This window comes from Amycolatopsis acidicola, from assembly GCF_007713735.2.
In the GTDB taxonomy this organism is placed as follows: Bacteria; Actinomycetota; Actinomycetes; order Mycobacteriales; family Pseudonocardiaceae; genus Amycolatopsis_E; species Amycolatopsis_E acidicola.
On the sequence record NZ_VMNW02000071.1, the window covers coordinates 21038 to 42140 of the forward strand.

21 protein-coding genes are annotated in these 21103 nt (G+C 69.9%); 11 read left to right on the forward strand and 10 right to left on the reverse strand.

Annotation, left to right across the window (positions count from 1 at the left end):
* Positions 1-152: 152 nt before the first annotated feature.
* The 7 genes from FPZ12_RS33395 to FPZ12_RS33420 all read right to left on the reverse strand — a co-directional run bounded on the left by FPZ12_RS33395 (position 153) and on the right by FPZ12_RS33420 (position 6225).
* The gene (locus FPZ12_RS33395) at positions 153-1406 is read right to left on the reverse strand and encodes a glycosyltransferase family 4 protein (RefSeq protein WP_144754357.1); all 1254 of its coding nucleotides are present in this window, start codon (positions 1404-1406) and stop codon (positions 153-155) included.
* A 79-nt stretch (positions 1407-1485) separates the two neighbouring features.
* A complete protein-coding gene (locus FPZ12_RS33400) occupies positions 1486-1893 on the reverse strand; it encodes a hypothetical protein (protein ID WP_243770164.1) in 408 nt (135 codons plus the stop codon).
* Between the two features lie 104 nt (positions 1894-1997).
* Positions 1998-3443 carry a 1,4-alpha-glucan branching protein domain-containing protein gene (locus FPZ12_RS33405; protein WP_144754360.1) on the reverse strand — a complete coding sequence of 482 codons (1446 nt, stop codon included), beginning with the start codon at positions 3441-3443 and terminating at the stop codon, positions 1998-2000.
* Positions 3440-4213, reverse strand: coding sequence for a class I SAM-dependent methyltransferase (locus tag FPZ12_RS33410; protein WP_144754363.1), 774 nt, complete (start codon positions 4211-4213; stop codon positions 3440-3442). Before FPZ12_RS33410 ends, FPZ12_RS33405 begins: the two co-directional genes overlap by 4 nt.
* A 23-nt stretch (positions 4214-4236) precedes the next feature.
* A complete protein-coding gene (locus FPZ12_RS33415; protein ID WP_144754366.1) occupies positions 4237-5061 on the reverse strand; it encodes an ATP-binding protein in 825 nt (274 codons plus the stop codon).
* Positions 5062-5150: 89 nt separating this feature from the next.
* Positions 5151-5318: a hypothetical protein gene (locus FPZ12_RS45810; RefSeq protein WP_166462990.1), complete on the reverse strand. Its 168-nt coding sequence runs from the start codon at positions 5316-5318 to the stop codon at positions 5151-5153.
* 64 nt (positions 5319-5382) lie between these two features.
* Complete coding sequence (locus tag FPZ12_RS33420; protein ID WP_144754369.1) at positions 5383-6225, reverse strand: DegV family protein; 843 nt, start codon at positions 6223-6225, stop codon at positions 5383-5385.
* A 213-nt stretch (positions 6226-6438) separates the two neighbouring features.
* Here FPZ12_RS33420 and FPZ12_RS33425 point away from each other — a divergent pair, with 213 nt between their 5' ends.
* From FPZ12_RS33425 to FPZ12_RS33470, 10 genes are all read left to right on the forward strand, one after another.
* Complete coding sequence (locus FPZ12_RS33425; protein ID WP_144754372.1) at positions 6439-7224, forward strand: electron transfer flavoprotein subunit beta/FixA family protein; 786 nt, start codon at positions 6439-6441, stop codon at positions 7222-7224.
* Positions 7225-7239: 15 nt separating this feature from the next.
* Positions 7240-8199 carry an electron transfer flavoprotein subunit alpha/FixB family protein gene (locus FPZ12_RS33430; RefSeq protein ID WP_144754375.1) on the forward strand — a complete coding sequence of 320 codons (960 nt, stop codon included), beginning with the start codon at positions 7240-7242 and terminating at the stop codon, positions 8197-8199.
* A gap of 132 nt (positions 8200-8331) precedes the next feature.
* Positions 8332-9096 (forward strand): GNAT family N-acetyltransferase, encoded by a 765-nt coding sequence (locus tag FPZ12_RS33435; RefSeq protein ID WP_144754378.1) that lies wholly within the window; start codon positions 8332-8334, stop codon positions 9094-9096.
* Entirely contained in the window at positions 9093-9956 is an 864-nt protein-coding gene (locus tag FPZ12_RS33440) for a lysophospholipid acyltransferase family protein (RefSeq protein WP_144754381.1), read from the forward strand. The genes FPZ12_RS33435 and FPZ12_RS33440 overlap by 4 nt, the downstream gene beginning before the upstream one ends.
* A gap of 44 nt (positions 9957-10000) precedes the next feature.
* Positions 10001-11356, forward strand: coding sequence for an MFS transporter (locus tag FPZ12_RS33445; RefSeq protein WP_243770165.1), 1356 nt, complete (start codon positions 10001-10003; stop codon positions 11354-11356).
* A 26-nt stretch (positions 11357-11382) separates the two neighbouring features.
* Positions 11383-12585, forward strand: coding sequence for a cysteine desulfurase family protein (locus FPZ12_RS33450; RefSeq protein WP_144758289.1), 1203 nt, complete (start codon positions 11383-11385; stop codon positions 12583-12585).
* Positions 12585-13673, forward strand: coding sequence for a tRNA 2-thiouridine(34) synthase MnmA (gene mnmA / locus FPZ12_RS33455; RefSeq protein ID WP_144758291.1), 1089 nt, complete (start codon positions 12585-12587; stop codon positions 13671-13673). Before FPZ12_RS33450 ends, mnmA begins: the two co-directional genes overlap by 1 nt.
* Before the next feature lie 43 nt (positions 13674-13716).
* Complete coding sequence (locus FPZ12_RS33460) at positions 13717-14106, forward strand: STAS domain-containing protein (protein WP_144758293.1); 390 nt, start codon at positions 13717-13719, stop codon at positions 14104-14106.
* Between the two features lie 83 nt (positions 14107-14189).
* Entirely contained in the window at positions 14190-15230 is a 1041-nt protein-coding gene (locus tag FPZ12_RS33465; RefSeq protein ID WP_144758295.1) for a chemotaxis protein CheB, read from the forward strand.
* A 32-nt stretch (positions 15231-15262) separates the two neighbouring features.
* Positions 15263-17125 (forward strand): CheR family methyltransferase, encoded by a 1863-nt coding sequence (locus tag FPZ12_RS33470; RefSeq protein WP_144758297.1) that lies wholly within the window; start codon positions 15263-15265, stop codon positions 17123-17125.
* Here the strand turns inward: FPZ12_RS33470 and FPZ12_RS33475 are convergent.
* Positions 17115-17894 carry an STAS domain-containing protein gene (locus FPZ12_RS33475; RefSeq protein ID WP_144758300.1) on the reverse strand — a complete coding sequence of 260 codons (780 nt, stop codon included), beginning with the start codon at positions 17892-17894 and terminating at the stop codon, positions 17115-17117. The genes FPZ12_RS33470 and FPZ12_RS33475 overlap by 11 nt on opposite strands.
* 150 nt (positions 17895-18044) lie before the next feature.
* Positions 18045-18440 (reverse strand): GNAT family N-acetyltransferase, encoded by a 396-nt coding sequence (locus FPZ12_RS33480; protein ID WP_424923662.1) that lies wholly within the window; start codon positions 18438-18440, stop codon positions 18045-18047.
* A 94-nt stretch (positions 18441-18534) separates the two neighbouring features.
* Here FPZ12_RS33480 and FPZ12_RS33485 point away from each other — a divergent pair, with 94 nt between their 5' ends.
* Positions 18535-20031, forward strand: coding sequence for a fatty acyl-CoA synthetase (locus tag FPZ12_RS33485; RefSeq protein ID WP_144758304.1), 1497 nt, complete (start codon positions 18535-18537; stop codon positions 20029-20031).
* On the opposite strand, the gene FPZ12_RS33490 is transcribed toward FPZ12_RS33485, so the two are convergent.
* Positions 20028-21065, reverse strand: coding sequence for an MBL fold metallo-hydrolase (locus FPZ12_RS33490; RefSeq protein ID WP_144758306.1), 1038 nt, complete (start codon positions 21063-21065; stop codon positions 20028-20030). The two genes, FPZ12_RS33485 and FPZ12_RS33490, sit on opposite strands and share 4 nt — an antisense overlap.
* Between the last annotated feature and the right edge of the window lie 38 nt (positions 21066-21103).

Below are 21103 nucleotides of genomic sequence, written 5' to 3' on the forward strand. Positions count from 1 at the left end.
CCAAGATCGCAAAAGCAGGCTGGGGATCGGAGCGGCGGAGGGGTGTGGTCGTCGGGTGTTCCCGGCTTTCGTTGCCGGGTGGCGGTGGAGTGCGTGGTGGGGTGGCTCGCGTTGCGTCGCCGGGTGGCGGACGCCCTTATCCCGCTTGAGATCTACGGATTGAAGGCATTGCCCGTGGGGATTTTGGGCCTTGGCAGCTCTCCGTGATCCACGGCCTTCGCGCGGCGGTAGACCTCGGCCGTTGCCTCGGCGATGCGGGCCCAGTCGAAGTCGACCGAGAGGCGGGCGCGGGCTGTGCGGGCGCGGGCTTTGGCGGCTTTACGGTCCCGCAGCACCGAATCGACGGCATCGTGCAGTGCTGCTACGTCGCCGGGGGCGAAGGACAGGCCGCTGATCCCGTCGATGACCACCTCGCCGAGACCGCCGGCAGTCGAGGCGATCAGGGGTGCCTCCGAGGCAGCCGCTTCGAGGGCGACGATGCCGAAAGGTTCGTAGCGGCTGGGCAAAACCACGGCGTCGGCAGCCGCGAGCGCGGCGCGTAGCTCCCTGTCCGGGAGGTGCCCGGCGAAGTGCACGGCGCGGCGGATCCGCAGTTTCCGTGCCTGCTCGATGAGCGGCTCCAGATGCCTGCCCCGCCCGGCCACCACGACACGGGCGCCTGGGTGTTCGCGCCGGATTTGGGGGAGTGCGGCCAGCAGGTCCTGCACGCCTTTTTCCCATTCCAGCCGACCAAAGTAAAGCAGGAGCGGCTCGCCCTTGGGGCTGAAACGTTCGCGGGCCGCGGCGATCTCGCTTTGCGGCACGCGCCAGCCGCGTTCCTCGATGCCGTTGTGGATCACCGTGATCCCGTCGGGCTCCAGGTCGAACAGCCCGGCGACCTCGGTGCGCATCGCCCGAGAGCAGGTGATCAGCTCGTCCGACCGGTTGGCCAGCCACCACTCCGCGGAGTGCACCTGCTGGTTGAGCGGGTATGACAGCCAGCCCGAGTGCCGTCCGGCTTCGGTGGCGTGGATGGTCGAGACCAGCGGCTGCCCGCCCGCCTCGGCGAGCGCGATCGCGGGGTGGGCCACCAGCCAGTCGTGCGCGTGCACCACGTCGGGCTGCCAGGTGCGGAACAACTCCAGCCCGGCACGCACCATCGCGTGCCCCATGGCCAGCGTCCAGGCGACCAGATCCTGTTCGAAGGTCACGTGCATCGGGTCCTCGGCGACCCGGATGACACGCACCCCGTCGACCGTCCGGTCGGTGGTGGGGTGCGTGTGCGCGTCCGTCCCCGCGACATGCCGGCACAGCACGACCACTTCGTGACCGTCTCTGGCCAGGTGACGGGCGAGGGCGTGCACGTGGCGGGCGAGCCCGCCGACCACGACCGGCGGGTACTCCCAGGAGAGCATCAGCACACGCATGAGCGAAGGTTACTCACTAGTCAACTTCGCTGAGCACTGCCCGAGGGGGACGAATTTAAAGATAGTGATTTAAGTCACGTTACAGCACGAGCAATCCGAACACGCTCGAAGTCGCCGACGCGTAAAGACCCGTTTCCGGGTGGAACACGCGCAGGCTCAGCTGTGCCGAGACAGTGAAACTGAGATCGATGCTGAACAGCCCGTTGGGGCGGCAGGACCCGGTGCTCAGGTTCACCCACACCCCCGCCTGCAGGCTCTGCACGATCACAGGCTCCAGGCTGTCGACCCGGTTCTGGCTGGACGCGTCCAGGTCTCCGGTGATCTTCACCTTCTCGCCGACGTGCACGCTGTCCTTCTCGGCCTTGGCGTGCACGGCAACCTTCGATTTGGGCGCCGCCGGGGCGGCGGAGGCGGCAGGCGCGGCGGTCAGCATCGCGCAGCCGGTCAGCAGGGCTATCAGTGCAGTGCGAAAACGCGATCCGTTCATGCCCGAAGTGCACCACCGGCGGGCCGCGAAGGAGCCGGAGTACGCCCGATGGAGGGGTGACGCGCCACCTGGCCAGGTGAAGCGGTGCCTGTCGGTGGTCGGCCTCAGAGCAGCCGCGCGTCCAGCTGCCCGAACAACCGGTCCCCGGCAAAGGAAACCGCGCGGCCCGCGGCGAGGGCGTCGAACCGTTCGGTGTGCACGCGGGCGCGGCGGCGGGCGTAGTCGGCGGCGGAGTCCTTGGTGACCATGAACGCCCAGTCGCTGGAGAGCGCGAGCATCGCCTCGGTGACGGCCATGTCCCGCACGGGATCCCGGAACTCCGTCTTCGGCAGGGCGAGCAGCCGCTGCTGCAGCGCGGCGTTGTCGGCGACCATGTCGGCCACCTGCTCGCCGTCCCACACCCGCCAGTCCTTGCCCGAACCCCAGGACGACGCGGGCAGGTCGACGGGCGAGCCCAGATGCCCGGCGGCCAACGCGCCTTCCAGCGTCGTGACGCGGACCCCGGCTTCGGGCAGCGCGCGCAGGATGCCTTCCAGCCACGCCGGCCCTTCGTGCCACCAGTGCCCGAACAACTCGGTGTCGTACGCCGCGACGACGAGCGCCTGGCGTCCGTGCCGTTCCCGGAGTGAGCGCAGCCGGGTGACCACGGTGTCCACGAAGTCCTTGACGTGCAAGCGAAGCGTGTCCTCGGCCAGCGCCGGGTCGTAGGGCGCCTTGTCCTGCGGCGCGACCGTCTTCCCGGTGACCCGCGACGGCTTGAGCCCCACTTCGTGCGCCCAGGTGTGGAAGTCGCGGTAGTTCGCGTGCCCGGGATAGCCCGCCTTCGGTGACCAGACCCGGTACGTCACCTCGAGGTCCCGGCCGAAGCAGACCACGTCGGAATCACCGACCGTGCGCGCGGCCGACGTGTCGCCATGCAGCGAAGGGCCGTCGACGAGGAAGCGCTCCACGCCGGCGGCCGCGTAACCGTCCTCCATGCCGGGCGCGTAGCCGCACTCCGGCGCCCAGATGCCCGCCGGGCGGCGCCCGATCCGCAGGTGCGTGTCGTCCAAACCGCCGCGCAGGGCGAAAGCTCGGATCCGCGGGTCGAGCAGCGGCTGGAACGGGTGGGTCAGCGGGCCGCCGAGCAGCTCGATGGTTCCACTGTCCACAAACGACCTGAGCACGGGAGAAAAGCCGTGCCGCCAACGGGTTTCGAACTCCTCCGTCGCGTGCGCCGCAGCGCGGTGCTCGAGCGCGCCCAGCTCACCGAGACCGGGCAGGGTGCTGGCCTGCATCGCCCGCAGCTGCCAATGCCCGAGCCACTCGTGGAACGCGCGCAACGAGTACGGGTCGTCCAGCTGCGCGGCCAGCACCGGTGTGACGCCGAGGGTGAGCACGTCGCGCCTGCCCTCTTCGGCGAAGCGGTGCAGCAGATCGACCACCGGCAGGTAGGAATGCGCCCACGCCTGGTAGAGCCATTCCTCGCCGACCGGCCAAGACCCGTGATGCGGCAGCCACGGCAGATGGCTGTGCAGGACAAGGCAAAAAGTGCCCTCTTCTTGGCTCACGGGCGCACCGCCACGGCGACGAGGTCCAGGCTTTCGTCCAGCCGTTCGCCGTGGATCTCGAAGTCCTCGGCGCGGATGGCGGTGATGTCCGACAGCAGCGGTTCTGGCCACGTGGCCTGTCCCGGCAGCTGCCCCATCACCACCTCGAGCTGCGCGTCGATGATCGAACCGCCGTAGCGCTCGTCGAGCGCGCGCATGCCCGGGCCGTGGTGCAGCCCGTGCAGCAGCTCCACCTCGAAGCCCGCTTCACGCAGCAGTTCGTCCAATTCGGACGGTGCGAGTTCCCTGGTGTGGAACGGATTGAGCGGAACATCGCTGTCCGGGGTGAAGGTGAGCCTGTTCGGCGTGGTCACCACGAGCCGCCCGCCTGGCCGCAGCACCCGCAGGCATTCGGCGAGAAATCCCGCCTGGTCCCAGAGGTGCTCGATCACCTGGAAGTTCGCCACCGAGTCCACAGTGGACGAACGCAATGGCAGGTACGCCAGGTTCGCGCGCAGCACGTCGAGCCGGGGGTAGCGCCGCGAGACGTGCGCGACCGTCGGCTCGTCGTAGTCCAGTGCCAGCACGCGTTCGGCCTGTCCGGAGATCAGCGCGGCGCCGTAACCCTCGCCGCAGCCGGCTTCCAGCACCGTGCCGCCCGAAACGTGCGGCAGCAGCGCCAGGTAGGCCGCCTCGTGCCGGCGGAACCAGTACGTCTCCTCGGGGATCCCCGGAACCGTCCGTTCCCCGGTGAGGTGCAGCGCTTCGGCGCGCGCGGATGAGGTGCTCACGGTGCGACCCTACTTGCCGGTACTCACGGCCATTTCCGCAAGACGACCGACCACGAGCCCTGCTCGACGCGGAACTCCGGCACCGGGCTGCCCGCGCGCGCCATCGCCGAGCGGATCCGCCAGATGCCGCGGCCGAACCGGTTCACGTAGCCCAGCGCCTTCATCGCCCTGGCCAGCCCCGGGTTGCGGTAGTCGTTGACGCGGTCGAAGTTGTCCGGCCGCACCTGGCCGAACGGGCCGCCGGGGTTGGTCACCTCGATGCGGTCGTCGAACCACGCGATGCGCACCGGCGCGTGGGAACGCTCGTAGTCGCGGTGCATGATCGCGTTCATGCACGTCTCGCGGAGCGCCTCCAGCGGGTAGTCCGGCAGCTGCTCCTCTCGGAACAGCCCGTCGCCCTCGGCGAGCTTGTGGCGCAGGTGGCTGGTCAGCAACGCGGACAGCCGGGTGGCCGTGCCGACGAGATTGCCGCGCAGCTCGTGCTGGTCCACGACCGGCGCGTCGAGGTCGAGGCCCTGGTAGCGGATGAACTGCAGGTACGCGCCGGGCACGTGGGCCGCGGGATCCCGGCCGACCGCGATCAGGCCGAGCCCGGTCGGGGTGCCGGACGGCGTGGTCAGCCGGAGCCACGCCAGGTCGGCCTCCACCGGCCGCTGGTTCTCCTCCAGCGACTCCGCGGCGACGAACGACGGCAGGTAGGTGGTGGTGAACAGCCGGAGGTCCAGGTCGTTCTCGTCCGCTGTCAGCACCGGTCTCGCGTCGAAGGGGGCGGTCGAAAACCGCCGCTGCTCGGCCAGCAGGCGCTCTTCGTCGCTGGTCGCTTCCCGCGTTTTCGTCCCCTGGTGCACTCAGCAGCTCCTTCGCTAGTGCGGCTGAGGGAGGACCCTATCGGGTGAAGATCAGCGAACGTTACAGGTCTGCCCGAAAATCTCCGGGATCAGTGCGAACGGCGCTTACCGGACAGCTGCCGCCGGACTTTTTCCACCGCGTCCTTGGCCTGCTGACGGCGTTTCGGGTCATTCGCGAAGTCCTTCGCCTGCCGGATCGCCTGGCGGCCCTGCGGGCTGTTGGCCAGGCGCGAGAGCTTGGTGAACAACGAGGCCATGTCACTCCTCCGTGGTGTCCGTTTCGTGCCTTTCCAACGGACGGCCGCCCGGCCGGAGTTCCCGTCAGACCGGGGAGACGGTGATGCTCATCGAGCCGGGTCCGACGTGCGCCCCCACGACGCTGCTGGCTTCGACGACGGTCAGGTCCCGCACGTTCGGGATGCGGTCACGCAGCTGGTGCACCACGCTCATTTCCCGGTCGGAGCGCCGGAAGGTCGACACCGCCAGTTCGGTGGGATGGCCGCCCGCCCGTTGCGCGGCGATTTCGAGGAGCTTGTTCATCGCGCGGCGCGCGCCCGGCACCCGGCTCAGTGGCGCGACCTCGCCGCGGCGTACGGTCAGCAAGGGCTTGATCGACAGCGCGGTGCCGAGCATCGCGGACGCGGCGCCGATCCGGCCGCCGCGGCGCAGGTATTCGAGTGTGTCCACGAAGAGCAGTTCCGAGCTGCTCGTGAACCGGCGCTCGGCTGCTTCGACGACGCGGTTGACCTGCGCGCCGGCGGCCGCCGCGCGCGCCGCGGAGAGCACCGCGAAGCCGAGGCTCATGCCGACCGTGGCGCTGTCGAGCACGTACACCGGGATGCGCACCTGCTCGGCGGCCTGGCGGGCGGCGTGCACGGTGGCCGACATCCGGCCGGAGATGTGCACGCTGACCACGGCCGCGGCGCCGGCGGCCGCGGCGTCCTGGTAGGTCCAGAAGAACGCCCCCGGATCCGGCGGCGACGTAGCGACCGGCATCCCGGCCTCCAGCGAGTCGACGAGCTCCCCGCGGTCGAACCGGGACTCGTCGTCGATCCGGTCCGCCACCTGGAGCTGGAGCTGGATCACCTTGATGCCCCACTGTCTGACCAACTGGTCGGGCAGGGAGGCCGTGGAATCGGTTACTACCGCTACGTGAGTGGACACGGTGTGTGAGGTTAACCCGAAAGGTCTACGACGTGTAGTCCGTCCGCCCGGGAATCCACCCGGAGTAGTATCTTGGCGTCGGTGAGAAACCGGGACGATGGTCCTAGTAGATTGCGAATCCAGGTGAATGGCGTCACCTCGGCGCGCCAGGAGACCGAAACGTCCATACGCTACCGGCAAGTAGCGCACGTTAAGGGAGGTCGAAGCAGACCCATGACGAATATCGTCGTCCTGGTCAAGCAGGTGCCGGACACCTATTCGGAGCGGAAGCTCTCCGATGCTGACCACACACTGGACCGCGAGTCCGCCGATGCGGTGCTCGACGAGATCAACGAGAAGGCCGTCGAAGAGGCCCTCAAGATCAAGGAAGCCGGCGAGGGCGAGGTGACCGTGATCTCGGTCGGCCCGGACCGCGCCACCGACGCCATCCGCAAGGCCCTCTCGATGGGCGCGGACAAGGCCATCCACGTCTCCGACGAGGCGCTGCACGGCTCCGACGTGATCGCCACGTCGAAGGTGCTGGCTGCCGCGATCGGCAAGGTCGAGGGCTACGACCTGATCATCGCCGGCAACGAGGCCTCCGACGGCCGCGCCGGTGCGGTGCCCGCGATCCTCGCCGAGCTGCTCGGCCTGCCGCAGCTGACCTTCGTGCGTGAGCTGACCGTCGACGGCACCAACGTCAAGGCCGACCGCGAGACCGAGGACGGGCTGACCCACCTCGAGGCGAGCCTGCCGGCGCTGGTGAGCGTGAGCGAGAAGATCAACGAGCCGCGGTACCCGTCCTTCAAGGGCATCATGGCCGCGAAGAAGAAGCCGGTCGAGACGCTGACGATCGCCGACCTCGGCATCGACGCGGGCGCGGTCGGCCTGGCCAACGCGCAGTCCGCGGTCACCGAGGCGGCCCCGAAGCCGCCGCGGCAGGCCGGTCAGCGCGTCGAGGACGAGGGTGACGGCGGTTCGAAGATCGCCGAGTACCTGGTCGGCCAGAAGATCATCTGAGAGGGGTAACGAGACATGGCTGAAGTACTGGTTCTCGTCGACCACCTGGGCGGCGAACTCAAGAAGCTGACCTTCGAGTTGCTCACGGCCGCGCGCGAGCTGGGTGAGCCGTCGGCCGTCGTCGTGGGTGCCCCCGGCACCGCGGGCAAGTTCAAGGAGCAGCTGGCTTCCTACGGCGCGCAGAAGGTCTACGTGGCCGAGTCCGACGACGCCTCGAACTACCTCGTGACGCCGAAGGTGGACGTGCTGGCCGCGCTGGCCGAGCGGGTGTCCCCGGCGGCCGTCATCGCCGCCGCCACCGGTGAGGGCAAAGAGGTCACCGGCAGGCTCGCCGTGCGCCTCGGCGGCGCGCTGCTCTACGACGTGGTCGGCGTCAACTCCGATGGCACCGTCGAGCAGTCGATCTTCGGTGGCGCGTACACCGTGAAGTCCAAGGCGGCCAGCGGCCTGCCGGTCATCACGGTGCGCCCGGGCGCGATCGACGCGGCCGAGGCCGAGGGCGCGGCCGCCGAGGAGACCGTCGAGGTCCCGGCGACCGACGCGGCCAAGTCCGCCAAGATCACCGGTGTCGAGCCGGTCGTCGGCGGCGACCGCCCCGAGCTGACCGAGGCCTCGATCGTGGTCTCCGGTGGCCGTGGTGTCGGTTCGGCCGAGAAATTCGACGTCGTGGAGAAGCTGGCCGACTCGCTCGGCGCCGCCGTCGGTGCCTCGCGTGCCGCGGTCGACTCCGGCTACTACCCGGCGCAGTTCCAGGTGGGGCAGACCGGTAAGACGGTCTCCCCGCAGCTGTACGTCGCGCTGGGCATCTCCGGCGCGATCCAGCACCGCGCCGGCATGCAGACCTCGAAGACGATCGTCGCGGTGAACAAGGACCCCGAGGCGCCGATCTTCGAGATCGCCGACTTCGGTGTCGTTGGCGACCTGTTCAACGTCGCCCCGCAGCTCACCGAGGCGGTCGCCCAGCGCAAGGGCTGACGTTCGAAATCGAAGAAGGGCACCCTCGCCACGGCGGGGGTGCCCTTCTTCGTGTGTGGTTCACATAAAGTGCATGGACTCGTCACGGTTTGGGGGTCCTGGTGGTTTCGTCCCCGCGGTCATCCTGGACGCATGACGCGGTCACAGTTACTCGTCAGTGCCGAAGCCGCCGAGGGCGCTCGGCACTACTCGCTGCTCGTCGCCGGATCGGATGAAATCGTTGCGGCCCAAAGACTTCGTTACCAGGTGTTCGCCGGCGAAATGGGCGCGCACCTGCACTCGCTGAAAGACGGACTGGACGCCGACCGCTTCGACGAGTTCTGCGACCACCTGGTCGTTCGCGAGGACACCAGCGGCGAGATCGTCGGCACCTACCGGATGCTGCCGCCGGACCGCGCCGCCGACGCGGGAATGCTGTACTCCGACACGGAATTCGACCTGACGGCGCTGGCCGGGGTGCGCGGCTCGCTCGTGGAGACCGGGCGCTCCTGCGTCCACCCCGACCACCGCTCGGGCGCCGTGGTGAGCCTCGTGTGGGCCGGGATCGGGCGCTACATGCTGCTGGCCGGGCACCGCTACCTCGCCGGCTGCGCGTCGGTGCCGCTGGACGACGGTGGCTCGTTCGCCGCGGGTGTCTGGGACCTGGTCAAGACCAAGCACTACTCGGACGAGGCGCTGCGGGTCATGCCGCTGAACCCTTGGCAGAGCCACGAAATCGCCCGTCCCGCGCGTGCGGTGCTGCCGCCGTTGATCAAGGGCTACACGCGGCTGGGCGCGAAGGTGTGCGGCCCGCCCGCGCACGACCCCGACTTCGGCGTCGCGGACTTCTTCACGTTGCTCGACCTGCAGCAGATGGACGAGCGGTACCTGAAGTTCTTCCTGGGAGCGGGGGCGTGAGCCACGCCTGGATGCCCGCTTCCCCTTGTGGCGCGGGATGTCTGACCCCGGCGGGTGACCCGGTGGCGTTCCCGCGGCGGGTGCTGCGGATCGCCTCGGCGGTCTCGGTGGTGCTGCTGGCGTTCGCGGTGAGCCCGCTGTTCGTGCTCCGCGGCGCGCGGGATCCCTTGGCGCGCTTCATCTTCCGCTCGGTGCTGCGAGCCTTCGGCGTGCGGCTGGTGGTCTACGGCGGCAAGGAGTTCGCCACCGCCGAGGCCGGTCGTGGCGCGCTCGTGGTGACCAACCACGTGTCCTGGTTGGACATCGTCGCGGTCAACGCGCTGCGGCCGATGCGCGCGCTGGCGAAGAAGGAGATCGCGAGCTGGCCCGTGCTGGGCAGGCTGGTGGCCAAGGGCGGCAGCGTTTTCCTCGACAGGGAAAGCCTTTCCTCGTTGCCGGGCACGATGGCCGAGCTGGCCGGCGCGCTGCGCGCCGGCGCGCTGGTGAACGTGACACCCGAGGGCACCACGTGGTGCGGTCCGGCGTCCGGTCGTTTCCGCCCGGCCACGTTCCAGGCCGCCATCGACGGTGGTGTGCCGGTACGGCCCATCGCGTTGCGCTACCGCCTCGCCGACGGCCGCGAGACCACGCAGCCCGCATTCATCGGCCCGGAGTCGCTGATCGACTCGCTGCGCCGGGTGGCGCGGTTGCGCGGACTGGTACTGGAAATGCACGTGTGCGAAGAGATCGCTCCGGGTCGCGCCGCGGATAGGCGAGAGCTGGCGGAGCTGGCCGAGACGGCCGTGCATTCGGCGCTGGGCACGATGCGTTTCCCGCGCCGGGCCCGGGTGCTGCCGCCGCTGGTGACCGCCCCCAAGTAGAAACGCGTTGACCTCCACCGCACTGGAGGTTGCAGGCTGGATCCGTGATCACCACGGAACGGCCGCGCGGCACGCTGTGGTCCGCCGACCACCGGACCACCACCGTCGCGAGCCTGCTCGTGGTCACCCTGATCGCGTTCGAGAACATGGGCGTGGCCACCGCGATGCCGACGATGGTGGCGGCGCTCGGCGGGCAGGCCCTGTATTCCTGGCCCTTCACGGCTTTCCTTGTCGCGAGCGTCGTCGCGACGGTGCTGTCCGGGCGGGTGTGCGACAGGCGCGGCCCGGCGCTCGCGCTCGTCACCGGTCCCGCGATCTTCCTCGGCGGGCTCTTCCTTTGCGGCAGCGCCGCGAACATGCCGATGCTGCTCGCCGGCCGGGTGTTGCAGGGGCTGGGTTCCGGGGTGGTGCTGGTCGCCGTGTCCCTGTTGATCGCGCTGGTCTACACCGATCGCGAGCGGCCCGCGATGTACGCCGCGAACGCCGCCGCGTGGGTGCTGCCCGCCGTCGTCGGGCCTTCGGTGGCCGGTGTGGTCACGGAAAGCGTCGGCTGGCGCTGGGTTTTCTTCGGGCTCACCCCGTTGGCGCTGCTGGGGCTGGTGATGCTCGTGCCGATCGCGCGCAGGCTCGGCGGCCCGGAACCCGGTCAGCGGCAACGCCGCGCGGGGGTCACCGCCGCCGTGGCCGCCGCGATCGGTGTGGCCGCGCTCACGTGGGCGGCGCAGCATCCCTCGCCGTCGGCGCTCGGCTACGGCCTGGCGGGCCTGGTCGCGCTTGCTTTTTCGGCGCGGCGGCTCCTGCCGGCCGGGACGCTTCTCGCGCGGGCGGGGCTGCCAACGGTGGTTGCTTCCCGTGCGCTGCTCGGCGGTGCATACGCCGGAATGGAGGCGTACCTGCCGCTGACGATGGCCAGGGTGCACGGCTACTCCCCGGCCCTCGCGGGACTGCCCCTCACGGTCGCCGCGCTCGGCTGGTCGGCCGCGTCCTGGCTGCAGGGCCGGTACCCCGACTGGTCTCGGGAAGTGTTGCTGCGCATAGGTTTCGGCCTTGTCGCGGGATCGATGGTGGTGTTCGCCTTCGTCGCCGAGCCGTGGTGCCCCGGCTGGGTCGCGTTCGTCGGCAGCGTGGTCGGCGGCGCGGGCATGGGCACCGCGTACCCGTCGATCAGCCTGCTGCTGCTCCGCTTCTCGCCGGTGGCCGAACGCGGGTTCAACACCTCCGCGATGCAGGTCTCGGACTGGGTCGCTTCGGCGCTGACCGTCGGCTTCGGCGGCGTCCTGCTGGGGCTCTTGGCCTCGGCGGAGCGGCCCTCGGCCGCGGTGTTCGTGCTGGCGGTGTGCCTGACCGGCTTGGCGCTGGCTGGGGCGGGGATCACGCGCCGGTGGCCCACACGCGGGTGAACCGGACGGTCTACCCTGGTAAGGCGATGACCTATCTCGACCACGCGGCGACGACACCCATGTTGCCGGAAGCCATTGCGGCGATGAGCGAGGCGCTGTCCACCGTGGGCAACGCCTCTTCGCTGCATTCCTCCGGCAGGCGCGCCCGGCGGATGGTCGAGGAGGCCCGCGAGGTCATCGCCGAGGCGCTGGGCGCCCGGCCGTCCGAGGTGATCTTCACCGGTGGCGGCACGGAGAGCGACAACCTCGCGGTCAAGGGGATCTTCTGGGGCCGCCGCAACGCCGAGCCCGCCCGCCGCCGCATCCTGGCCAGTGTGGTCGAGCACCACGCGGTGCTGGACGCGGTGCAGTGGCTGGAGGAGCACGCCGAGGCCGAGGTCACCTGGCTCGAGGTCGACGACCAGGGCCGGGTGCTGCCGGAGACCGTGCGCAAGGCCATCGAGCAGGCCCCGGACGAGGTGGCGCTGGTCACGGTCATGTGGGCGAACAACGAGGTCGGCACCGTCAACCCGATGGCCGAGCTCGCCTCGATCTGCGCCGAATACGAGATCCCGCTGCACACCGACGCCGTGCAGGCGGTCGGTGCCGTGCCGGTCGACTTCGCGGCCAGTGGCACCACGGCGCTCACGCTCACCGGGCACAAGCTCGGCGGGCCGTACGGCGTCGGAGCGCTGCTGCTGGCGAGGGACACGCCCTGCGTGCCGCTGCTGCACGGCGGCGGCCAGGAGCGTGACGTCCGCTCCGGCACGCTCGACGTGCCGGCCATCCACGCCTTCGCCACCGCGGTGCAGGCCGCCGTGGCGGGGCAGCCGCGGCATGAGGCCACCGTCGGCGCGCTGCGGGACGAGTTGGTCGCGGCGGTGCTGCGCGAAGTGCCGGACGCGGTGCTCAACGGCGCCCCGCCGGGGCCGGAGCGGCTCCCCGCGAACGCGCACTTCACGTTCCCCGGCGCGGCGGGCGACAGCCTGCTGATGTTGTTGGACGCCAAGGGAATCGAGTGCTCCACCGGCTCGGCCTGCACGGCCGGGGTCGCCCAGCCGAGCCACGTGCTGCTGGCCATGGGCGCGGACGCCACGTCGGCCCGCTGCTCGCTGCGGTTTTCCCTCGGCCACACCAACACCCGGGCGGACGTCGAGGCGTTGGCGGCCGAGATCGGTGGTGTGGTCGCCAGGGCGCGGCAGGCGGGGCTGACCGGGTTGCGCAAGCAGAAGACACAGCAGGGGGTGTGATGCGGGTACTGGCCGCGATGAGCGGGGGAGTGGATTCGGCGGTGGCCGCGGCGCGCGCGGTCGAGGCCGGGCATGACGTCGTCGGGGTGCATCTCGCCCTGTCGGCGAAGCCGGGCACGCTGCGCACCGGCGCGCGTGGCTGCTGCACGATCGAGGATTCGCACGACGCCCGTCGTGCCGCCGACATCCTCGGGATTCCGTTCTACGTCTGGGATTTCGCCGAGCGGTTCACCGAAGAGGTGATCGAGAGCTTCGTCGGTGAGTACGCCGCGGGCCGCACGCCGAACCCGTGCGTCACCTGCAACGAGAAGATCAAGTTCGAGGCGCTGCTGGAGAAGGCGATGGGCCTCGGGTTCGACGCCGTCGCCACCGGCCACTACGCGCGTCTGTCCTTTGTGGACGGCGTGCCGGAGCTGCGGCGCAGCGCGGACCCCGGCAAGGACCAGTCCTACGTCCTCGCCTCGCTGACGCCGGAGCAGCTGCGGCATTCGCTGTTCCCGCTCGGGGACACGCACAAGTCCGAGGTGCGCGCCGAGGCTGAACGCCGCGGGCTCGCGGTGGCGAACAAGCCGGACAGCCACGACATCTGCTTCATCCCGGACGGCGACACGAAGAAGTTCCTGGAGCGCAGGCTCGGGCAGCACCCCGGCGATCTCGTGGACGCGGAGACCGGCGCCGTGCTGGGCCGCCACACCGGGGTGCACGGGTTCACCATCGGCCAGCGCAAGGGCCTCGGCGTCGAGCAGCCGGCGGCCGATGGCAAGCCGCGGTACGTGCTCTCGCTGGAGCCCGTCTCCGGCACCGTCAAGGTCGGCTCCGCGGAGCAGCTCGAGGTGCGCGAGATCGAGGCGGACAGGCCGATCTGGCCGTCGGAGCGTCCGCTCGACGGGCCTACCGAATGCGTGCTGCAGGTGCGCGCGCACGGCGGCACCGCCGACGCCGTGGCCGAGGTCGTGGACGGCAGGGTGCGCATCCAGCTGCGTGAGCCGCTGCGCGGCGTCGCGCCAGGGCAGGTCGCGGTGCTCTACGGTCCGGACAAACGTGGGGATCTGGTCCTCGGCAGCGCTAAAATCGCCGTGACGGCCTGAGCAGGCGGAGCACCACACCGTCCCGGAAAAGGGGAGGCGGACTGTGCGTGAGCAATTCGGCCCATCCCGGCAGGACCCGCAGGCCGGCCCCCTGCTCCGGCTCGAAGTGCGCCATCCGGGCCCGGACATCACGGTGATAGCGGTGGGCGGCGAGGTCGACCTGCTGACCGCGCCCCGGCTCGACGCCTGCCTCGCCGAGGAGCTGGCCTCCGGCTGCGGCGAGCTCATCCTCGACCTGTCGCACGTCGAGTTCCTCGGTGCCGCGGGCCTGGAAGTGATCGCCCGCGCCGCACGGGGATGCGAGCGCGCGCAGCTGGTCTGTGGCCCGCGCGTCGCGCGCGTGCTCGCGCTGACCGGCCTCGCCGGCGGCATCACGGTCCACGACACCGTGGAAGTCGCCGAAAAAACGGCAAAAACCCGGGCTGGAGACTGACCGGCACGCCTTCGGAAGGACTACCGTCAAACGGAACGGGTAACACTCGACTGCACGGGCGACGCGAGGGCGGAGGCAGCGGAGTGGGTGAGCAGACCCGCGATCTGATCGTGGTCGGCGCTTCGGCCGGGGGAGTGGAAGCGCTGCGCGAGTTCGCGGGAGGGCTGCCCGGCAACCTCGATGCCGCCGTACTGGTGGTGCTGCACCTGCCGCCCGGCGGGGCGAGCGCGCTGCCCGCGATCCTGGCCCGCTCCGGCCCGCTGCCGGTGGAAACCGCGGTGCACGAGCTTTCCCTGGAGCACGGCCGGATCTACGTCGCGCCACCGGATCACCACCTGCTCGTCCGCGACGGCCGCATGCAGCTGTCCCGCGGGCCCACGGAAAACGGGTACCGGCCGGCGGTGGACGTGCTCTTCCGGTCGGCGGCACAGGCACACGGCGACGGTGTGATCGGGGTGGTGCTGTCCGGCTCGCTGGACGACGGCTCGGCCGGGCTCGCCAGCATCAAGTCCCGCGGTGGTCTCGCGCTGGTGCAGGACCCCGGGGACGCGCTGTACCCCGGAATGCCCGAAAGCGCGCTCGCGAGGGTCGCGGTGGACCAGGTGTTGTCCGCGAACGAAATGGGTGCGGTACTGGGAGGTCTGGTGCGCGAGCCTACGAACGGCGGCAGCGGTCCGCCATCGCGACTCGAAGAGGTCGAAGACCGGATCGCGCGCGCGGAGAGCGCGATCGGGATCGGGATACCGGAAGTGGTCGACGTTTCCCAGCCGTCCGGGCTCGCGTGCCCGGACTGCCACGGCGTGCTCTTCACAGTGGACGAACTGCATTCCCGCTACCGCTGCCGCGTCGGGCACGCCTGGACGGCGCAGGCGTTGCTGGAGCAGCAGTCGAAGGACGTCGAGCACGCGCTGTGGGCGGCGTTGCGCGCGCTGGAGGAAAAGCGCGACCTGGCGCGGCGGATGAGCAGGAACGCGCGGGAGCACGGTTTCGGATACGTCGCCGAGCGCTACACCAGGCACCACGACGAGGCTTCGGGCGCGGCCGACACGCTGCGCCGGTACCTGCTCGGCGGTTCACTGTTGCCGGGCGGGGCCAACGAGGAACCACCGGGTGAATCGGCCTGAGCAAGCCAGGCGGGGCGAGGTAGGGTCCGCACGTGAGCGACCAGAAGGAACTTGACTTCGACGAGGGTTTCGAGGCGATCCTCGACTATGTCAAGGAGGCCCGGGGTTTCGACTTCACCGGGTACAAGCGCAGCAGCCTGATGCGCCGCGTCGGCAGGCGCATGACGCAGGTCGGCATCGCGGGCTACCCGGAGTACCTCGACTACCTGCAGGTCAACGCGGACGAGTTTGCTGCGCTGTTCAACACGATCCTGATCAACGTGACGTCGTTCTTCCGCGACGACGACGCCTGGGACTACCTGCGCTCCGACGTCATCCCGATGCTGCTGGCCGAGCACAGTCCCGAGGATCAGCTGCGGATCTGGAGCGCGGGCTGCGCTTCCGGCGAGGAGGCGTACAGCCTCGCGATCGCGTTCGCGGAGGCGATGGGGCTCGAGCAGTTCCGCCAGCGGGTCAAGATCTACGCCACCGACGTGGACGAGGAAGCGCTCGTGCAAGCCCGTGCGGCCACCTATGGGGAGCGCGAGCTCGCGGGGGTTCCCGAGGAATACCTCGACCGCTACTTCGAGCCGCAGGGCAGCAGGCACGTCTTTCACAAGGATCTGCGCCGGTCGGTGATCTTCGGCCGCAACGACCTCGTGCAGGACGCCCCGATCTCGCGCATCGATCTGCTCGTCTGCCGCAACACGCTGATGTACTTCACCGCCGAGAGCCAGGCGAGCATCCTGCGCAAACTGCATTTCGCCCTGGTGCCAAGGGGAGTCCTGTTCATGGGCAAGGCGGAGCTGCTGCTCTCGCACAGCCGCATCTTCGACCCGATCGACCTGCGGCACCGGTTCTTCCGCAAGATTCCCACCAGCACGCTCGGCGGCGTGTTCTACGACCACAGCATGCTGAACACCCAGCGCCACAGCCCCGGCGAGCTGGAGGAGCTGCGGTCGCTGGCGTTCGGCGCGACCCCGGTGGCGCAGGTCGTGGTGAACACCGAAGGCGTCGTGGCACTGGCGAACCAGCAGGCACAGCAGTTGTTCTCGCTGTCCGACCGCGATGTCGGCAGGCCGTTGCGGGACCTGGAGATCTCCTACCGCCCGATCGAACTGCGCGCGCTGATCGACCAGGCGCGCGAGGAACGCCGCGCGCTGCGGGTGAAGGACATCGAATGGCAGCGCGGCCCCGGCGAGGTGCTGGCGCTGGAACTGCACGTGAGCCCCCTGATCTCCCTGTCCGACGAGCCGATCGGCGTGTCCGTGGTCTTCCATGACGTCACGACGAACCACCGGCTGCTCACCGAGCTGGCCAACGCGAACCGGCAGCGGGAGAACGCCTACGAGGAGCTCCAGTCCACCACCGAGGAGCTGGAGACCACGAACGAAGAGCTCCAGTCGACGGTCGAAGAGCTGGAGACGACGAACGAGGAACTGCAGTCCACCAACGAAGAGCTGGAGACCACCAACGAGGAGCTGCAGTCGACGAACGACGAGCTGCAGACCATCAACAACGCGCTGCGGGACCGCACGAGGGAGCTCGACGACGTCAACGAGTTCCTCGAATCCATCCTGACCTCGCTGCGTGCCGGCATCGTCGTGGTGGACCAGGAAATGCGCGTGGTGGCGTGGAACGCGGGCGCGGAGGACCTGTGGGGGCTGCGCCGCGACGAGGCCGAGGGCGAGCATCTGCTGAACCTCGACATCGGGCTGCCGCTGGACAACCTCCGGCCGGTGGTGCGCTCGGCGCTCGCGGATTCCTCCTATGCCAAGGAAACCGTGCTGGACGCGGTGAACCGGCGGGGCCGTTCGGTGCTGATCCGGGTGACCTGCGGCGCGCTGCGCAATCGCGACGGGGCGTCCACCGGGGCGATACTGGTGATGGAGACCGCCGACGAGGTCACGGAGTAGGCCAGGCGGGATGCCGGGTGAACCAGTCCGGCGCCGAGGCCAGTACGGCCCAGACGACCTTGCCGCCGCGGACGTCCGGCATGCAGCCCCATGACCGGCTCAGATCGGCGACGATGTGCAGGCCGTAGCCGTCCGGCAGCCCGTCCGCGCGCTGGCGGAGGACAGCCGGGGTCGTCACGCCGTCCCGCACCGCGACCGTGAGCAGCCCGCGGCGCAGTTCCAGCCGCACCTCGAACTCCGTGTCCGCGTGCCGGAAAGCGTTTTCGACCAGCTCCGAGGCGATGCACGCGGCGTCCTGCGCCAGATGGCCGATGTGCCACTGCTCGGTCGTCGTGCGCACGAACTTGCGCGCCAGATGCGAGCTGGCGGCCACCGGCGGGTACCGCATGACGCTGCGTCTTCGGGGTGGTGCCTCGTCGAGGGCGGCGATGGCGGACGTGGCCGAGTCGTAGACGCGGACGAACCGGCGCACGGTGCTCGCGTCGAGTTCCCCCCGCCGGACCGGGTTGGTGGCCACCAGAAGGAGCGGCAGGTTGGGCCATTCGCTGATCCGCAGTGAGGCCGCGGAAAAAACGCTGAGCGCCGCACTGTTGCCTACTTCGAGGCTGTCGATGTCGACCACCAGCGCTCTCGGTTCTTCGACCGCCAGCTTGATCAGCGTGTCCCGCAGTTCGCGGTAGCTGACCGTGTCGAGTACTCCCGCGACAGTGACCACGAAGCATTGGGAGACCGTGGTGTGCGCGCTGGTGATGTGCTGCCTTCCACTCATCCGCACTCGCCCGTTCGACCGGACATCGATACTACCTCCGCGATGTCCTCGAAGTTGTCTGTCGGCCTGCGGCCGTTCCCGACAACGTGGTACCCCGGACGTGGAAAAGTATTCGACTCAACTCGCCGGAGTATGGCACGAAACGCTTGCCTAGAGCAAAAGTTTAAATCCGGCATGGCTTCGTTCGAAACCGAGCTTTTCGTAGAACCGATGCGCGCCGGTTCGTGAGACGTCCGACGTCAGCTGGATCAGCGCGCAGTCGCGGCGGCGCGCCTCCTCCACGGCCCATTTCATGAGCTGCCCGCCGAGCCCGCCGCCGCGCCTGTCCGCACGCACTCGCACGGCCTCGACGAGCGCGCGCGTGGCGCCCTGGCGGGACAGCCCGGGGATGAACGTGAGCTGCAGGGTGCCGATGAGCTCGCCGTCCTCCTCGGCCACCGCGAGGAGTTGGTTCCGGTCGGCGTCGATCGCGGCGAACGCGCGCTGGTAGGGGGCCGGGTCTGCGGTGTTCTCGCGGCTTCGGCCGAGGTGGTCGTCGGCCAGCATCGCCACGATCGGCTCGACATCGGCGGCCTCGGCACGTCTAATGTGGATCTCGCTCACAGCACCCGAGTATGGCACCGTCGCCGGGAGGGTACCCATGACCACGCTCCGTTCCAGCACCGTCGCGGACATCCTCCGGCGCAGCTCAGCCAGGGTGCCGGAGCGCGTGGCGCTCCGCTTCGCCGACAGGGTGTGGACGTACGCCGAACTCGACGCGGCGGTGAGCCGCGCGGCGGCGCGCCTGCTGGAACTGGGGCTGGCGAAGGGCGACCGGGTCGCCGCGTACGGCAAGAACTCCGACGCCTACCTGATCGGCTTCCTCGCCTGCGCCCGTGCGGGCCTTGTGCACGTACCCATGAACTACAACCTCGTCGGCGAGGAGCTGGGCTATCTGGTGGAGCAGTCGGGCAGCCGGGTGGCGCTCGCCGATCCCGCGCTGGCGGCCCGGCTCACCGGGGTCGAACAGGTGATTTCCTTGCGGGACACCGAGGATTCCCTGTTGGCCGCCGCCTCGCGGGGGCCGGTCCCGGAGCTGGACGTGGACGTCGCCGACACCGATCTGGTGCAGCTGCTCTACACCTCGGGCACCACTTCGCGGCCCAAGGGCGCGATGATGACCCACCGGGCGCTGGTGCACGAGTACCTGTCCTGCGTGGTGGGGCTGGAGATGACGCCGGACGACGCCCCGCTGCACGTGATGCCGCTCTACCACTCCGCGCAGATGCACTGTTTCCTGCTGCCGTGGCTTTCCGTGGGCGCGGAAAACACGCTGCTGGAGGTGCCGGAGCCGGGCGAGGTCCTGCGGCGGCTGAGCGAGGACGGGCACGGCGCCTTCTTCGCGGCGCCGACGCTGTGGGTGGCGCTGGCGAACCACCCGGAGTTCCGCCCGCTGCCGGGCTTGCGCAAGGCGTACTACGGCGCGTCGATCATGCCGGGTCCGGTGCTCGCGCGGCTCCGGGAAGCCATGCCGGAGCTCGGTTTCTACAACTGCTTCGGGCAGTCGGAGATCGCGCCGCTGGCCACGATCCTCGGCCCGGCCGACCACGAGCAGCGGCCGGACTCGGCGGGCCGCGCGGTGCTGTTCGTGGAGCTGCGGGTGGTCGACGACGAGATGAACGACGTGCCGCCGGGGGAGCTGGGCGAGGTCGTGTACCGCTCGCCGCAGCTGTGCCTCGGTTACTGGGAGAAGCCGGAGGAGACCGAGGAAGCCTTCCGCGGCGGCTGGTTCCATTCCGGCGACCTCGTGCGCGTCGACGAAGCGGGCTACGTCTACGTGGTCGACCGGATCAAGGACGTGATCAACACCGGCGGGGTGCTCGTCGCCTCGCGCGAGGTGGAGGACGCGCTCTACACCCACCCGGCGGTCGGCGAGGTGGCCGTGGTCGGGGTGCCGGACGAGAAGTGGATCGAGGCGGTCACCGCCGTCGTGGTGTCCAAAGAGGACGTTTCCGCGGACGCGCTGCTGGCGCACGCGAAGGGGCACCTGTCGTCGTTCAAGGTGCCGAAGGCGGTGCACTTCGTGGAAGAGCTGCCGCGCAACGCCTCCGGCAAGATCCTCAAACGCGAGCTGCGCGCGAAGCTGAGCGAAGGCTAGGGCAGGCTGTAGTAGCGCGTTCCGTCCACTTCGGACACGTTCATCCTGCCTTGGTAGGTAAGGAGATCGAGGTGTGCCTTGGTCTCCGAGACCGCCAGCATCTGGTTGAACGGGTCGAGGTCGGCGAGCTTGCGCTTGCGCCGCGTCCAGCCCAGCTTGAGCGCGGCCTCGTAAGCCGTGGTCGCGCCGTCGGCGATCGCCTCCGCGCTGAGCGTGAGCCGTTCGTCGTGGTGCGCCAGCAGTTCGTCCACGCGGGCGTGCACGCTGGGGCTGACGGCGCCGTGCGCGGGCAGCATCCGCCGGTCCGGCATCCCGCGCACCAGGCGCAGTGAGTCGAGGAAATCGCGCAGCGGCAGCTCGGACGCGCCGGGCTGGAACCCGATCGACGGGGTGATGTGCGGCAGCACGTGGTCGCCGGTGAACATCAGCCCGGCCGCGCCGTCGTCGAACACCACGTGCCCGGCGGTGTGGCCGGGGGTGGGCACGATGTCGAGCTCGCGGGCGGACAGCACGGTGCGGCGGCCGGCGGTGAGCCATTCGTCGGGCAGGTCCCAGATGCTGCGCTCACGGCGTCCGCCGGCGAAGATCTCCTGCAGCTTCCGCGCGACCGGCTCGGCGCCGGACTGCAGCATCAACCGCAGATGCGTGTTCACCGGCTCGCGATCGGGGTCCATCGTGATGCGCAGCGAGTTTTCCTCGTGCTCGCCGAGCGCGATCTTCGTGCCGAACTCGCGGCGCAGCGCCACGGCCTGCGTGTAGTGGTCACGATGCACGTGGGTGACCAGGAACTGGCTGATGTCGCCGAGCTCCGCGCCGATCCCCTTGAGCGCCGCCGCCAGCTGCTCCCGCGCCGCGTCCAGCGCCCAGCCGGAGTCGATCATCACCAGGCCGGACTCGTCGGTCACCGCGTAGACGTTGACCGCGCGCAGACCGTCGTTGGGCAGGGGGAGCGGGATCCGGTGCACGCCAGGGGCGACCTCGTAGAGCCCGGGTTCGTCCCACGGGCGTGCTCCGTCATCGGCGACTGCTTCCACGCGACCTCATCGTCCCTTCCGTGCCTGAAACATTTACT